This is a genomic window from Pseudonocardia sp. ICBG601 (genome assembly GCF_020496245.1).
The window spans coordinates 958,522-973,093 of sequence record NZ_JAHLJA010000148.1 but is presented as its reverse complement, the minus strand read 5'-3'; the positions used below and the strand labels follow the sequence as shown (position 1 = coordinate 973,093).

The 14,572-nt window shown below is 73.8% G+C and carries 12 protein-coding genes; 2 read left to right on the top strand and 10 right to left on the bottom strand.

Translation table 11 applies throughout. The features are described from left to right. Positions 1-121: 121 nt before the first annotated feature. Both KPL57_RS33825 and KPL57_RS70530 read left to right on the top strand, forming a co-directional pair. Entirely contained in the window at positions 122-1,060 is a 939-nt protein-coding gene (locus KPL57_RS33825; RefSeq protein ID WP_226354657.1) for an ABC transporter ATP-binding protein, read from the top strand. A gap of 36 nt (positions 1,061-1,096) precedes the next feature. Continuing rightward, positions 1,097-1,588, top strand: a complete 492-nt coding sequence (locus KPL57_RS70530; protein WP_226354656.1) for a hypothetical protein — start codon at positions 1,097-1,099, stop codon at positions 1,586-1,588. A gap of 67 nt (positions 1,589-1,655) precedes the next feature. On the opposite strand, the gene KPL57_RS33815 is transcribed toward KPL57_RS70530, so the two are convergent. From KPL57_RS33815 to KPL57_RS33770, 10 genes are read right to left on the bottom strand one after another with little or no spacing between them, the layout of a single operon-like run. Then, the gene (locus tag KPL57_RS33815) at positions 1,656-1,877 is read right to left on the bottom strand and encodes a hypothetical protein (protein ID WP_226354655.1); all 222 of its coding nucleotides are present in this window, start codon (positions 1,875-1,877) and stop codon (positions 1,656-1,658) included. Then, on the bottom strand, positions 1,874-2,986 hold the full coding sequence (locus KPL57_RS33810; RefSeq protein ID WP_226354654.1) for a peptidyl-prolyl cis-trans isomerase: 1,113 nt from the start codon (positions 2,984-2,986) through the stop codon (positions 1,874-1,876). Before KPL57_RS33810 ends, KPL57_RS33815 begins: the two co-directional genes overlap by 4 nt. A 5-nt stretch (positions 2,987-2,991) precedes the next feature. Then, the gene (locus KPL57_RS33805; RefSeq protein ID WP_226354653.1) at positions 2,992-5,460 is read right to left on the bottom strand and encodes an RND transporter; all 2,469 of its coding nucleotides are present in this window, start codon (positions 5,458-5,460) and stop codon (positions 2,992-2,994) included. Continuing rightward, positions 5,457-6,890, bottom strand: coding sequence for an MlaD family protein (locus tag KPL57_RS33800; protein ID WP_226354652.1), 1,434 nt, complete (start codon positions 6,888-6,890; stop codon positions 5,457-5,459). Before KPL57_RS33800 ends, KPL57_RS33805 begins: the two co-directional genes overlap by 4 nt. Before the next feature lie 15 nt (positions 6,891-6,905). Further along, positions 6,906-8,201, bottom strand: a complete 1,296-nt coding sequence (locus KPL57_RS33795) for an MlaD family protein (RefSeq protein WP_226354651.1) — start codon at positions 8,199-8,201, stop codon at positions 6,906-6,908. Beyond that, positions 8,201-9,544 (bottom strand): MlaD family protein, encoded by a 1,344-nt coding sequence (locus KPL57_RS33790; protein WP_226354650.1) that lies wholly within the window; start codon positions 9,542-9,544, stop codon positions 8,201-8,203. Before KPL57_RS33790 ends, KPL57_RS33795 begins: the two co-directional genes overlap by 1 nt. After that, on the bottom strand, positions 9,544-10,905 hold the full coding sequence (locus KPL57_RS33785) for an MlaD family protein (protein WP_226354649.1): 1,362 nt from the start codon (positions 10,903-10,905) through the stop codon (positions 9,544-9,546). The genes KPL57_RS33790 and KPL57_RS33785 overlap by 1 nt, the downstream gene beginning before the upstream one ends. Further along, positions 10,905-12,299: an MlaD family protein gene (locus tag KPL57_RS33780; protein ID WP_226354648.1), complete on the bottom strand. Its 1,395-nt coding sequence runs from the start codon at positions 12,297-12,299 to the stop codon at positions 10,905-10,907. The genes KPL57_RS33785 and KPL57_RS33780 overlap by 1 nt, the downstream gene beginning before the upstream one ends. Then, positions 12,296-13,582, bottom strand: a complete 1,287-nt coding sequence (locus tag KPL57_RS33775; protein ID WP_178376682.1) for an MlaD family protein — start codon at positions 13,580-13,582, stop codon at positions 12,296-12,298. Before KPL57_RS33775 ends, KPL57_RS33780 begins: the two co-directional genes overlap by 4 nt. Before the next feature lie 3 nt (positions 13,583-13,585). Next, a complete protein-coding gene (locus tag KPL57_RS33770; protein ID WP_051050105.1) occupies positions 13,586-14,332 on the bottom strand; it encodes an ABC transporter ATP-binding protein in 747 nt (248 codons plus the stop codon). Positions 14,333-14,572: the final 240 nt, after the last annotated feature.

Here is a 14,572-nt window from a genome sequence, read left to right as displayed (position 1 = left end):
GCAGGCTAGAGCGCCCGTCCGGCCGTACGGACCCCTCCACGCGCAGGGACACCCACTACGGGAGAGGGAGTCACCACCCCCGGGAGACGAGCGGCCCGCCGCGACGGCGTCCACTGGTGCGATGACGGGACCCGTGTCCGGCGAGTCCCCCCGCGGGCCCGCGATCGACTTCACCGACGTCACGACGATGATCGACGACACCCCGGTGCTGTTCCGGCTCGGCCTGCACCTGGCGCCCGGCACCGTCACCGTCCTGATGGGACCGTCCGGCTCGGGCAAGACCACCCTGGTCCGTCACCTCGCCGGGCTCGTCGCCCCCGGCCGGGGCACCGTCACGGTCGACGGCGTCGACGTGCACGCGGCGGGCGAGGCCCAGCTGCGACGGCTGCGGCGCGGCATGAGCGTGCTGTTCGGCGGGCCGTCGGTGTTCGAGTCGTCGCTGTTCGGGTCGCTGTCGGCCTACGACAACCTCACCTACGCCCTCGACGGCCGCGGCCTGTCCCCGGAGCGGGTCGAGCGGGTCGCGATGCACCGGCTGCGCGAGATGCGGCTGCACGACCGGGCCGACGCGCTGCCCGCCGAGCTGCCCGCGCACGGGCGCAAGCGGCTGGCGATCGCCCGCACGCTCGCCGTCGAGGCCCCGGTGCTCGTCCTGGACGAGCTGGAGACCGGGCTGGACGCCGCGCACGCGGGCACGCTCGTCGCGGCCGTCCGGGAGCAGCACGAGCGCACGGGGGCGACGGTGCTGGTCACCACGCACGACATCGCGCTGGCCCGGGAGCTGGCCGACACCGTCGCGATCCTGTGCCACGGCCGGATCGTGGCCTGCGGGCCGCCGTCGGAGCTGCTGCACGGCGTCACCGACTCCGACGACTTCGACCGCCGCTTCCGCATCTCGGACTTCCTCGGCCCGCCCGACCCGGACGCGACCCGCGCCGAGCTGGACGGACCACGCCGCGGCTCCCGCACGATCGAGCTGGACCCGCGGCTGCTGGTGCCGGCACTCGTGGTGCTGGCGCTGGTCACCTCGTACTGCCTTTTCCTGCTGCTCACCCGCTGAGCCCCAGCCCACCGACCCCCACCGTCCGGAGGAACCGTGCCCACCCCGTCCCGCCACCGTGCCGCCCTGCTCCTCGCCGCGGCCGCCCTCACCCTCGGCGCCTGTTCGTCCCCCGGGCCCGCGGCCCCCGAGGAGCGGTTCACCCTCGCCGGCGGCGACACGACCGTCGACGTCGTCACCTCGGCGGCCGGCGCGGTGCTCGCCGACGGGCAGGGCCGGGTGCTGTACGCCCGCGTCCCGGCCGGGGACTGCACCGGTGACTGCCTCGCGCAGTGGCCGGCCTACGTCGCCGAGGGCGTACCGCACCCCGCCGACGCGGCGCTGAACCCGCTGCGCACCGACGTGCTGGGCACCACCCCGACGGCCGGCGGCGAGCAGGTCGTGACCTACGCCGGGCACCTCCTGCACCGCTTCGCGGGCGACGCGGCCCCGGGTGCGGTGACCGGCCAGGGCGTCGAGGCCTTCGGCGGGACCTGGATGCCGCTGAACCCGAACGGCGACCCGGTCCCGGCGGCGACCGTCCGCTGACCCGCACGGGAGAGCCCCGGCCGGATCCCGGCCGGGGCTCTCCCGTGTCGGCGGTGCCGTGACGGCCTCACAGCAGCGGTGCCAGCACCCCGATCACGACGAACGCGACGCCGACCACCAGGCAGGCCGTCGCGCCGCGGCGGATGACGGCGACCCGGTGCTGCTGCAGCTCGGCGGGCATCCCCGGGACGGCGCCGAGGCCCGCCGCGTGCCGGCGTCCCGCCCACCCCATCAGGGCGAGCAGGACGCCGAGACCCGCGAAGGTCAGGACGGTCCAGGCAGGACTCACCCGCCACCGCCCGGCGCGGGCGGGACCGTCTGCGGCGTGCCCGACGGCAGGCCCGGGCTCGCGCCGGTGGGGGCGGTGTCCGGGTCGGCGGGGCGGTAGTCGTCGGCGTAGCGGACGTCGCCGTTCGCCAGCGAGTCGGTCATCCACTGTCCCCAGAGGCTGATCCGGCGGTCGAACAGCACCAGCTCGCGGAGCCGGTCCTTGACCTGGTCGAAGTTCGCCGGGACGCCCGGGGTCACCGCGCCGGACCGGCCGACGTTCCAGCCGAACTGGTTCTGCACCGGGCCGAACACCTGGCCGGCCGGGGCGCCGAAGGCGGCCTTCGCGTAGTCGGGCTGGAGCTGGTCGGCGCTGATCGGGCCCAGTGCGCCGCCGTTCGCGCGGGTGGCGTTGTCGATGGTGCTGGCCCGCGCGACGGTCGCGAAGTCGGCGCCGCCCCGCAGGTCGGCCGCGATCTTCTCGGCGGCCTCCTTGCTGGCGACGACGATGTTGGACAGGTCGCGCTTCTCCGGGGTCCCGAGCCGCTCGGCGTACTTCGGGAACTCGGCGCGCAGGTCGTCGTCGGTGACGGTCACGTCCTTGGTGACCCGGTCGAACAGCTCGCCGACCACCATCTGCTGGCGGACCTCGGTCATCACCTTGTCCTCGGTGGTGCCGACGTTGCCGAGGACCTTGATGAAGTCGTCGCGCGCGCCGGGGCCGTTGCCGAGCTGCTGGGTGATGTACTGGTCGAGGGTCTGGCGGACCTTCGCGTCGGCGATGCCGACGCCCATCTCGGTCGCCCGGTCCTCCAGCACCATGCTCAGCGCGACGGCCTTGGCGGCGTCCCGGCGGAAGCCGTCCATCTTCACCGGGTCCTCGACCGGGGGCTGGACGCCGTAGAGCGCCCGCAGGGTCTGCACCCGGTCGTCGAGGTCGGTGACGGTCACGACCCGGTCGCCGACGGCCAGCGCCGCGCCGTCGGGGACCTGCTGCATCTTCCACCAGACCCCGCCGCCGATCCCGGCGACGAGGGCGAGGACGAGGACGCCCGCCACGATCCGGCCGGTCCAGGTGGTCCGGATCCGGTCGAGGGCGGCGCCGGCGATCCACGCCAGTGTGGACTTCACTCGCATCACATCACTCCAACGAGCTTCTCCCGGGCGGGGGTACTCCGGGAGGGTCCGGCCGTGCCGTGCGCGGGCGGGAACGCCCGCACGACGAGCCGCGCGGCCAGGTAGGACAGCAGTACGGACAGCGCCAGCAGCAGCCCGAACTCGCGCATGAGGGCGAGGTCGGACAGCGCCAGCACGGCGAACCCGGTGCCCGAGGTGAGGGCGGCCAGGGTCACCGCGGTCCGCAGGCGCGGGTCGCGCGAGCGGACGGCGTCGCAGGTCATGACGGTGAACTCGCAGCCGACCGCGGCGGTCAGGGACCCGAGCGCGACGGTGAGCGGGTTCAGCGGGATGCCGAACGCCCAGAGGATGAACAGGTTGGCGCCCGTCGCGAGCACGGCGGCCAGTGCGGCGCGCAGCGCGTCGCGGCGGTGCCGCAGCCCGACGGCGAGCACCAGCGCCGCCGCGACCAGACCGGCGGTGCCGGCGAGGTAGCGGTCGGCCGAGACGAGCTCGTAGCCCTGCACCGCGACGGCGGGCAGCCCGGACACCTCGGCGACGAAGCCGGGCGGGGCCGGGGGGAGCTCGGCGGTGATGGCGTCGGTCAGCCGGCGGAGCCGGTCGAGGTCGTCGAGCCGGACACCGAACGACAGCACCGCGACCTCGCCGTCGGGCCGCAGCACGGCCCCGGTGAGGTACGGCGGCAGCAGCCGGACCCCGGCGCGGATCTGCTCCTGGTCCGGGGTGGGGCCGAGGAACGACAGCAGCGACGGCGCCGACAGCGCGGGCCGGGCCTCGTCGCCGTGCAGCCGCACGATCTGCTGCTGGGCCGTGGTCATCCACTCCCAGGCCTGCGGGGTGAGCACGTCGCCCGTCCCGTCGGTGGAGCGCAGGACGACGGCGAGCTCGCCGCCGGAGCCGAGGACCTGCTCGACCCGGGTGGCGTCGTCGACGGCGGGCAGGCCCGCCGAGAGCGCGTCGACGCTGGTCTGCAGGGGCAGGAAGGGCAGCGTGGCCCAGCCGCCGACCGCGACCAGCCCGGCCAGGACGACCGCGACCAGCCGCGACCGGCCCGGGCGGGTGACCGGCCCGGGCCCGTCCGGCGCCGCCGCGTCGTCGCCGGCGGGTGCACCGGCGTCGGCCGGGTCGGCGTCGGGGGCGGCCGGGTCCGTGTCGGCCGTGTCGGCCGGGTCGGCCGGGTCGGCGGCGGCATCGGGTGCGGGGTCGGTCGCGGGGTCGGCCTGCGCGTCGGACGCGGGCCGGTCCGGGCCGGCCCAGCCTCCGGGCCGGTAGACGAACCAGCCGAGGGCCACCGCGAACGCGACACCCAGGGCCAGGGTCGACCCGAGGTCGCGCACGAACGGCAGCGGCGAGAGGAGCAGCGCGCCGAACCCGGCCGCCGTGCCCGCCGCGACGACCACGACCGTCCGCGGCCGCGCCCCGCGGGCGAAGTAGGTCGGGTAGTAGCTGCCGAGCCCGACCAGCACCGGCAGGAACGCGACGACCCCGAGCGAGACCGGGCGCCCGGCCCAGCCGAGCACGGCCAGCGTCGCGGCCGTCGCGGCGAGGGTCACCGCCAGCGGGATCAGCCGCCGTCGCCGCCGGGTCCACGGGACCAGGAACAGACAGAGGCCGATCGCGACGACCGCGACGGCACCGAGGACCGGGGCTTCCCGGTCCACCGCGACACCGAGCGAGGCGGTGATCGCGGGGACGCCGGAGACGGTCGCCTCGGCGGGCAGCTGGGCCTGCGCGACGGTGTCGTTCACCGCGGCGACGAGCTGCTCGGTCCCGGCCTGGTCGAGTCCCTCACGGGGGCGGACCAGGATCGCCAGCGACCGGTCGTCGGGGACGACGTAGCGCCACTGCGGCCGCGGCTCACCGCCCGATCCCATGATCGAGTGGTCGATGAAGCGCTGGTTGCGCAGCGTCGGCAGCCCGACGGGCAGGCCCTGCACGATCAGCGGGCCGTAGCGGGCGTCGAAGGCGGCGACGGCCGCGTTGCCGGCCGCCACCGGGTCCTCGCCGCGCTGCTCGGCGGTGATCGCCGCGGCGCGCTGCAGCCCGTCGCGGCGGCCGGTGAGCTCGGCGAGCAGCTTCTGCGACTGCGACGCCAGCTGGTTCAGCGTGGTCGCCGGGCCGTAGACCGACGCGACGTCCGGCAGCTGCGACAGCCTGCCCTCGACGCCGAGCACCTGCGGCAGCACGTCCCGGTCGAGCAGGCCGGGGGCCTGCGGGGCCCGCAGCAGCACGACGATCGGGTCACCGCCGAAGGAACGGGCGAGCTCGGCGTAGCGCTGCACCGACGGGTCCGACGAGGGCAGGAACGACTCGACGCCGGTCTCGACCTTCACCCGGGACACGCCCACCGCGGTCAGCGCCGCCAGGACCAGCACCATGATCAGGACGAGGCCGGAACGCCCCGAAGGGCGCAGCGCCGCGGATGCGGCGCTACGCCCTTCGAGGGTCGTGCGGAGGCGGCGGATCATCCGCCCAGCCCGAACAGTCCACCACCGGACGGCTCCGGCTCCGGTGCCGGCCGGCTGCCCCGGGCGGCGTCGCCCTCGGACTGCGGCCCGACCGTGGGAGCCGGTCCGGGTGGCGGCGACTGGTTCGCCGGTCCGGGGTCGGCCACCTGCGGCGGGGGCGCGTCGTCCTCCGGGCTGTTCTGGGTGCCCGGCCGCGGGTACGGGTTGTTGTCGTCCAGCGGCGGGATCTCGTTCAGCGGGACGGGGTTCCCCGCGAACGACTGCGCGTGGAACACCAGCATCACGCGCAGGAGCGTGCCGTTGGCGTCGCCGCGCGACACCGTCTCACCGAAGTTGGTGAAGAACTGGTAGATGTCGCCGCCGTAGGGCTTCAGGTACTCCAGCATCGGGTTGAGCTGGAGCAGGGCGCGGTCGGCCTCGGGCAGCAGGGCACGCAGGTCGTCGGAGAACTGCGGGACCTTGTCCAGGGTGACCGGGGCCTTGCCCAGGGTCGCGTCGAGCGAGGGCAGCAGCCCCCGCAGGTCGCGGGTGGTGGCCGGGAGCTCGTTGAGCGCGGCGTTGAGCGCCGGTGCCGCCCGGTCCAGGTTCGCCGCGACCGGGCCGAGCCCGCCGGCGAGCCGGGACAGGTCGTCGCTGGCGTCGTCGGCCGCCTTCAGCGTCGGCGGCAGCTCCCGGATGGTGTTCTCCAGGTCGGTGCGGCTGTTCGCGGTGACCTCGGTGACCAGGTTGGCGTCGGTCACCAGGTCGGCGATGCGGCCGCGCTGGATGTCCAGCGCGGCGAGCACCGCGGCGGTGTTCTGCGACAGCTGCTCCAGGTCCTTCGACTGCGCGGCGAGCGCGTCGAGGGCGGTGCCGCCCTCGCGGCCCAGCTGGCCGAGGCCGGCCAGGGCACCGTCGACGCCGGCCTGGGAGTCCTTCGTGGCCGCACCCAGCGACTGCAGGGTGGAGGCCAGCGCGACGCGGCGGTCCTCGGGCAGGGTCCGGATCAGGTCGTCGAGCAGCACCGCCGACTGGACGGCGCCGTCCGGGAGCCGGCTGCCGTCGGGCAGCTCGGCACCGCGGCCGTCGACGAGGGACACGTAGGTCTCCTCGACCAGGGTCTTCGAGTTGATCCGGCCGGTGACGCCCTCGTGCAGCGGGATGGCGTCGGCGTCGGTCATGTTGACGAGCACGTCGGCGCGCCCGTCCGGGGTCGCCTCGACGGTCAGGACCTTGCCGACCTTCACCCCGTTGAGGGTGACGTCGGACTGCGGGACCAGGTTGTTGACCTTGTCGACGTGGAACGCCGTCGTGTACTGCTTCTGGGTGTATCCGGGCACGTAGCCGCCGACCGAGGTCCAGAAGAACAGGAACACGAACGCCGACGCCGCGGTGAAGGCGAGCAGGATCGTCGTCCTGATCGCGGGGAGCGCGGAGTGGGGGATCTTCATCCGGGGGTCACCTCCTTACCGGGGCGTCTGGGTGAGCTCGTCGGCGCCGGGCGCCGGGATGGTGGTCGGGCCGAACTGGAGCAGACCGCGCAGGATGCCGCCGTTGGCGTCGCGCAGGCTGGTGACCGACGACGTCTGGTAGACGAAGGCGTTCAGGTCCGGCAGGTACTGCTGGAGACCCGCGGTGACCGGGTCGAGCCGGCCGGAGATCTCCTTCAGCGCGGGCAGCGTCCCGTTCAGGTCGTTCACGAACGGGCGCAGGTCCGCCGCGACCGGCTTCAGCTTCTGCGCGACCGGGCGGGCCTTGTCGACGGTGGTGTCGAGCGTGTCGACGGTGTCGGTCAGCCGGTCCAGGGCGTCCGGCAGCTGCTCCGAGGCGGCCCGGACGTTGTCCAGGGTCGGGTCGAGCTGGTCGGACAGCTGCTGGACGTTGCCGGTGGCCGCACCCAGGTTGTCGACGACGCCGGGCAGCTGGTTCAGCGAGTCGCGCAGGGCCTGGCTCTGCGCGGACACCGTCTTCAGCGTGGTCGACAGCGAGTTCGCCAGGGTGGTGAGGCGCTTCTCGTCGCCGCCGACGGCGGTGGACAGCTGACCGATCGAGGTGACCAGGCGGGCGAGGTTGTCGCGGCGCCGGTCGAGCTGGTCGACGACCGGCTTGAGCCGGTTGACCACCTCGGTGGTGGCGCGCACGCCCTGCGGGAGGTCCTGCGGCGCCGTCGCCAGCGCGACGTCCGAGGCCTCCAGCAGCGACTGCACCGCGGCCAGCGCGTTCTGGTCCAGGTGGGCCAGTGCCGCGTCGATCTGCACCGGCGGCTTGGCGTTGGCGACGGGCAGCACGCCGTAGTCGTCGAGGACCTTGCCGGCCGGGGTGCCGGGGTCCATCTCGATGTACATCTCGTTCAGCGGGCTCTTCGGCCGCAGGACCACGGTGGCGTTGTCGTAGACGGGGCCGTCGTAGTCGTTGCGGTCTATCGCCAGCAGCACCCGGGCGGTGCCCTCCGGCGTCAGCTCCGAGGAGCGGATGTCGCCGACCGGGACGCCGGACATCCGGACCTCCTGGCCGCGGCCCGGAGCGAGCGCCGGGGTCTCGGAGAAGGTCGCGTAGACCATCTTCTCGTTCGCCCACGGAGCGACGAACCGCTGCTGGGACAGGATGTAGCCCCCGCAGACGAGCCCGAGCACCATCACCACGCCGAGCGCGATGACGTTGCGGCCCAGCCCCGGCTCGTTCCGGACGCGGTCCAGACCGGACCGCACCCGGGCGCCGAGGCCCCGCGGGGCCTCCGGTGCAGGTGTGGGAGTTGCCGTCATCATCGACCACCCGTCCCGTGGAAGATCTGCTGGAACATGTTCTCCAGGCTCACCGAGCCCAGGCCGGGCACGGTGCCGAGCCCGGGACCGGGGTGGAAGGACACCGCGTGCCCGTTGGGGTCGACGTAGGCGCCGGTCTTGTTCAGGTTCGAGAACATGTGGCCGACCTCGTCCTTGAGCGGGACACCGCGGTTGTCGACCGCGGAGTAGGGGCCCTCCCCGACGAACGGGGTGTTCAGCGAGTCCAGGACCGGACCGTTGAGCCGCTCGAGCGGAGCGGGCAGGTCGTCGAAGACCCTGGTGGCGCCCTCGCTGGCCGGGATGAGGCCCTCGACCAGCGGCCGGGTGTCGACCAGCGCGCCGCGCAGGTCGGACACCAGCGGGCGGGCGTTGGCGAGCACCGGCTCGGCGCGCCCCAGGAACCCGTCGAGCTCCTGGACGGTCGGCCGGGCCGGGCCCGCGGTGTCGCGCAGCTTGTCCAGCGACACGTCGAGCCGCTTGAGGCCGGCGTCGGTGGTGTCGAGGACGCCGGGCAGCTTGTTGATCGCGTCCGCGACCGGCCCGGAGGTCTCGGCCATGACCTGCGTGGTGTCCTGCAGGTTCGCGACGATGCCGTCCAGCTGACCGGGCTCGCGGTTGAGCGTGCCGGTGGTCCGCTGCAGGCCCCGGACGACCTCGGTCAGGTCCTTCTCCGGCTGGGTGCCGCGCAGGGACTCGATGACCCCGGCGCCCGGGCCGAGGGTCCCCGGTGCCGCGGCGAGGAGCTCGTGCAGCGCCTCGTTGCCGCCGGCGTTGCCGAGGGTCTCGTCGAACTGGGTGACCGCGACCTTCGCGCCCTCCAGGGCGTCGGGCTGCAGGCGCTCGGCGACGTCGTCGACCTCGGTGGGCAGCCGGGTGCGGTCCACCGGGATCTGCTGGGTCCACTCCGCGGTGCGGTCACCGCCGGGGACGATGTCGATGTAGAACAGGCCGGACAGCAGGGTCGTGGGCCGCAGGCGCGCCGACGGCTGGTCGCCGACGGTGTTCACGACCTTCGGGTCGACCACGACGGTCACGATCGCGCCGCCGTCGGGGGCCGGGTCGACCGAGCTGACGACACCGGAGTCGACACCGGCGACCTTCGCCTTCGACGCGTCCTCGAACAGGAACTGGTTCGCGGCGAAGTGGATGGTGCGGGTCTCGGACCCGGTCAGCTTCATCAGCAGCGTCGTGACCTGCGGCTTGAACAGCCCGAGGACCAGCGACAGCAGCATCAGGCCGATGACGGCGAGCGCGGCCACCCAGAGCGGGAGGCGGCGCCGCAGCCGCGGCGTGGCGGTGGTGCCCTGTGCGGGGGCGCTCATCAGTTACCTCCGAGAAGGCCGCCGCCGGCGGCGCTGTCGCCCTGGCCGGGCTGCTCCTGGGGGGTCCGGTTGGACGGGCCCGGGGCGGGCAGCAGGCCGAGCGAGGCGTCGTTCGGTGCCTGGCCGGGGGCCGGGTAGGGGTCGCCCGCCCGCGTCGGGTCGGGCAGACCCGCCGCACCGGCGAAGGACTCCGGCCGGACCATCAGCGTGAACCGCAGGTGGTGGCCGGCGGCGTCACCGTCGGACAGCGCGAAGCTGGCGTTGGTGAACCACTGCGCGATCTCCGGCGAGTAGGGCGCCAGCACCTGCAGCGGGGTGTTCGCGAAGCCGACTCCCTGGGTCACCTTCGGCGCGACGGGGCGCGCGTCGGCGACGGCGGGGGTCAGCGAGCCGAGCGCGGGCTCGGCCGAGTCGGAGACACCGGGCAGCTTGTCCAGCGGCTGCGGGGCCTCGACCAGCACGCCCCGCAGGTCCGGGGTGGCGTCGCCGAGCGAGCGGGCACCGGTCTGCAGCTGCGTCATCGCCGAGTTCGTCGACGCGAGCGGCTGCTGCAGGTCCTCCAGGGCCTTGCGGGCGGCCGGCAGCGCCTCGGGGGCGATGTCGAGGGTGTCCCCGAGCGCCTTGCCCTTGTCCGCGTTGATCGCCGCGAACGTGGTGTCGAGCTGGCCGACCAGCGAGGAGATCTCCTGTTCGCGGCCCTGGAAGCGGGACGACAGGCTCTCCAGGGACTGGAGCATGCCGGTCAGGTCGCGGCCGCCGTCGACCGACAGCGACCGGGCGGTCGTGCCGAGCGAGGGCAGGATCTGCGGACCGGCCTTCGCCACGTCCTGCAGGTCCTGGCCGTGTCCGGCGGCGCCGTTGCCGAGCTGCTGGAGGGCACCGCGGGTGGCGTCCTGGGTGGCCGGGTCGAAGACCTTGGCCAGGTCCAGCAGCTGCACCGCACCGCGGGAGCGCTGGACCGGCAGGACGTCGTCCTCGCCGAGGAGGCCGGCCTGCTCGTGCCCGATGTCGAGGTCCAGGTACTGCTGGCCGAGACCGGACCGGCCGGTCACCGCGGCCGAGCCGTCCTTGAAGACCTCGGTCGCGGCGTCGTCGAGCTGCATCCGGACCTGCGGGACGCCGTCGGCGACGGTGATGTCGTCGACGCGCCCGACGCGGACCTGGCCGACCCGGACGTCGTTGCCGACGGCGAGGTCACCGGTGTCCGACACCGCGGCGGTGCGGAACTCGTGCTGGGCGAAGGGCAGCCCCTTCTGGGCGTTCAGCGCGACGTAGAGGAAGAACCCGGCCGCGACGAACATCAGCAGGCCGATCAGGCCGGACCGGAAGCGCGCGCCGCGCTTGGGCTTGGCACTCGCCATCACTGGCCTCCCAGCAGTGTTCCGAGCGCGCCCTGCTCCTGCTCGGGGCTGAGCCCGGTGGCGCTGCTCTCGGGGGTGGGCTGGCTCTGCAGCAGGGTGTTGGAGTCCTGACCCGGCTGGGCCGCGGTCCCCGGTCCCGGCTGGGACGGGGCGGGCTCGTTCACCTGCTGGTTCGGGGTGGCGTCCGGGGCGGGCGCGGGCGCCATGTCCGGCAGCCCGCCCGGCACGAAGCCGGTGACCGGGTCGCCGTTGAGCACGTAGCTGGCCCGGAAGTAGTGGGACAGCCCGTCCTTCTCGTTGGTGGTCAGCGCCCAGTTCCGGATGAAGCCGAGGACGTTGCCGAGGTTGCCGTTGAGGTCACGGACGATCGGCTCGGCGCCGGTGACGGTGCGCTGCAGGTCCGGGCCCGCGGCCCGGAGCTCCGCGGCGACCGGCTGCGCCTGGTCGAGCAGCTCGCTCGCCCGGTCCAGGACCGGGTCGGCCGAGGCCAGCGCCGGGTCCGCCGAGTCGGCGAAGCGCTGCAGCTCGCGGCTGATGTCCACCAGGTTGTCGGTGGTCGGCCGCAGGTTGCCCAGGGTGACCGCGGTGGACTGCGCCGTGCCGGCGAGCTCGCCGAGGGTGGCGCGGGCCGCGGCCAGGGTGCCGGGGAGCTCCTGCAGGGTGCCGCGCAGCTGCGCGTCGCGGGCGGCGGTGGTGTCGAGCAGCGACGTGGTCGAGGCGACCAGGCCGTCGAGCCGCCTGCCCTGGTCGACGGCGAGTGCGCCGGTGACCGGCTCGACCTGGTCGATGACCCGGCCGAGCAGCTCGTTCTGGTCGGACAGGACGCCGACGAGCTGGTTGGTGTCCTTCATGGCCGGGGCGAGCGCGGCGAGGGTCTTCTGGATGTTCTCGCCGTTGTTCTGCGTGCCCTGGCCGAGCGTGGTGACCAGCGCGGCCAGCGCGCCGGCCGTCGGGTCGTCCAGGGTGTCGAGGATGTTCTGCAGGTCGGCCTCCTGGCCGGTCCGCTCGACACCGATCGGCGTGTTCATCGGCAGCTCGGGCGAGCCCGGGGTGCCGGTGTTCAGGTTGAGGAAGCGCTCACCGAGCAGCGAGACCGGGGCGACGGTCACCTTCGCGTCGGAGTGGATCGGCAGGGCACGCGCGTCGACGCGCAGCGGGACCTCGGCGACCTTGCGCTGCGGGTCGAACTGCAGCTGGCCCACCTCGCCGACCGTGACGCCGTTGATCTTGACCTGCTGGCCCGCGAGGATCGGGCTGACGTCGGTGAACTCCGCGATCACGATCCGGCCGGACTCGGCGTTCGAGATGCCGGCCGCGGCGCCGGTGCCCGCGAGGAGCGCGACGAGGCCGACGGCCAGGATCCGCCAGCGGGAGAAGCCCAGGGTCGAGCTCATCGCGGGCCCTCCCCGCTGGCGTCACCGAGCTGCGGCAGGAGCGGCGCGCCCGGGTTCTGCTTGCCGTTGCCGGAGGTCTCGTCGGCCGAGCCGGGGGCCGGGTTCAGGTTGGGGACGATCCCCGGCGGCGTGACGCCCGGCGGGTAGATGACCGGCGTGGCGGGGCCGGCCTGCGCGAAGATCCGCATGTAACGGCCGTTCGAGTCGAAGTTCTGGGCGGCGGAGCCCCACGTGGAGAGGAACCCGACGACCTCGGGGGTGTAGGGGCGCAACGCCTCGAGCACCGGCGCGTAGCCGCCCGCGGTCTCGGCGAGCCCCGGCAGCGCGCGGTTCGAGGAGTCGAGCAGGCCCGGGGTGCGGTCCAGCAGCGCCGACGCCGCCTCGAGGGTGGGCTTGAGGTCGGCGACCAGCGGCCGCAGGTCCTGCAGCAGCGGGGCGAGCTGCTCGGACACGCCGGGCAGCTTCTCCGTCGCCGGACGCAGGTCCTCCAGCAGCGGCAGGGCCTCGTCAGTGACGCCGGGGACCTTGTTCAGGGTGCCCTGCGCGGTGCGCAGCGTCGGGGGCAGCTTGGCCAGCGCGGCGCGCAGCTGCTCGCGCTGGGCGGCCGTCGCGCGGGTGCTGGTGCCCAGCTCGTCGACGACGGCGCCGAGGTCCTGCTGGCGCTGGGCCAGGGTGTCGACGGTGCCGTTCAGGTCCGTGACCAGCTTGGAGATCGCGGGACCGTCGGTGCCGATGCCGCGCAGCACGTTGCCGACCGCGGCGAGCGCGGGTCCGGCGGTGTTGACGGTGGCGTTGAGGTCCTGCTCGTGCCCGGTGACGGTGTTCTGCAGGGTCCCGACCAGGCTGGTCAGGCGCGCCCGGGTGGGCTCGTCGAGGGCGGCGAGCACGTCGGCGACCTCGGTCGGCTTCGGGAAGTCGCCCTGCACCATGCCGCCGCTGGGGATCTCGGCGTAGTCCTTGGGGCCGTCCTGCACGAACAGCAGGCGCTCACCGACGACGGCCTTCCACTGGACGTGGACGAACGCGCCGGCGTGCAGCGGGGCGAGGCCGTCGTCGACGGTGAACTCGACGACCGCGTGGCCCTCCTCGGGCCGGACGGAGGAGATCTTCCCGGCCTGGAAGCCGTCGATGTAGATCGGCGCACCGGGGATGAGGTTCGGGTTGCCCGCCGGCAGGACGGCGCTGACCGTGTAGGGCTGCGTCCCGCCGACGGCGACGAACACACCCCCGATCACGAGCAGCGCCACCACACCGGCGGCGAGCTTGCCCAGGATTCCGCTCATCGCTCAGTCCATCCCGAGGGGTCCGGCGGACTGCCCCGCGAGGAACTGCTTGACGAACGGGTCCTGGTGCTCGAACGCCTCGTGCGCCGGTCCGTAGTGGACGACCTCGCCCTTCCAGATCAGGCCGACGTAGTCGCTGACCTTGCGGGCGGTCTTGATGTCGTGCGTGACCAGCAGGTACGTGCCGCCGTGCTGGTTGTGGACGTCCATGATGATGTCGCAGAGCAGCGAGGTGCGGACCGGGTCGAGACCGGAGTCCGGCTCGTCGAACAGCACGATGTCGGGGTTCATCACCAGCGCGCGGGCGAAGCCGGCGCGCTTCTTCATGCCGCCGGAGACCTCGTTCGGCGCCTTGTGCGCGGCCTTGGCCAGACCGACCTCGTCGAGCGCGGTCATGACCGTCTTCTCGACCTCCTTCTCCGACATCCGCGTGTGCTTGCGGAGCGGGAAGGCGACGTTGTCGTAGAGGTTCATCGAGCCGAACAGCGCGCCGTCCTGCCAGCAGACGCCGAACCGGGTCCGCATGTCGTAGCGCTCGTTCTCGCTCATCGACCAGATGTCGACGCCGCCCACGTAGACCGCGCCGCGGTCCGGGGCGAGCAGGCCGACCAGGTGCTTGATCAGCACCGACTTACCGGTACCGGACGGGCCCAGCACGGTGGTGATGGCGTCGTGCTGGAAGTTGAAGTTGATGTTCTTCAGGATCTGGGTGCTGCCGAACGACTTGGCGAGCCCCTCGACCTGCAGGATCGGGTCGGTCCCGTACCGGAACTCCCGGGTCTCGGTCGACCAGCCGGGGCCACGGGTGGCCGTGGCCTGGGTCCCCCCGTCGTGGACGGGTGGAATCTGCTGGGTGGGGTACTCGGAGCCCGATGGCGTGTGCCGCGGCTGGTTCGGCGAGGTCACTGATCCTCCTGGACGACCTGGCGCGTGCCGGCGCGGGGGAGCCGGCACGCGGATCACGTGCTGCGGGAGCGGTCCCCGGAGGCT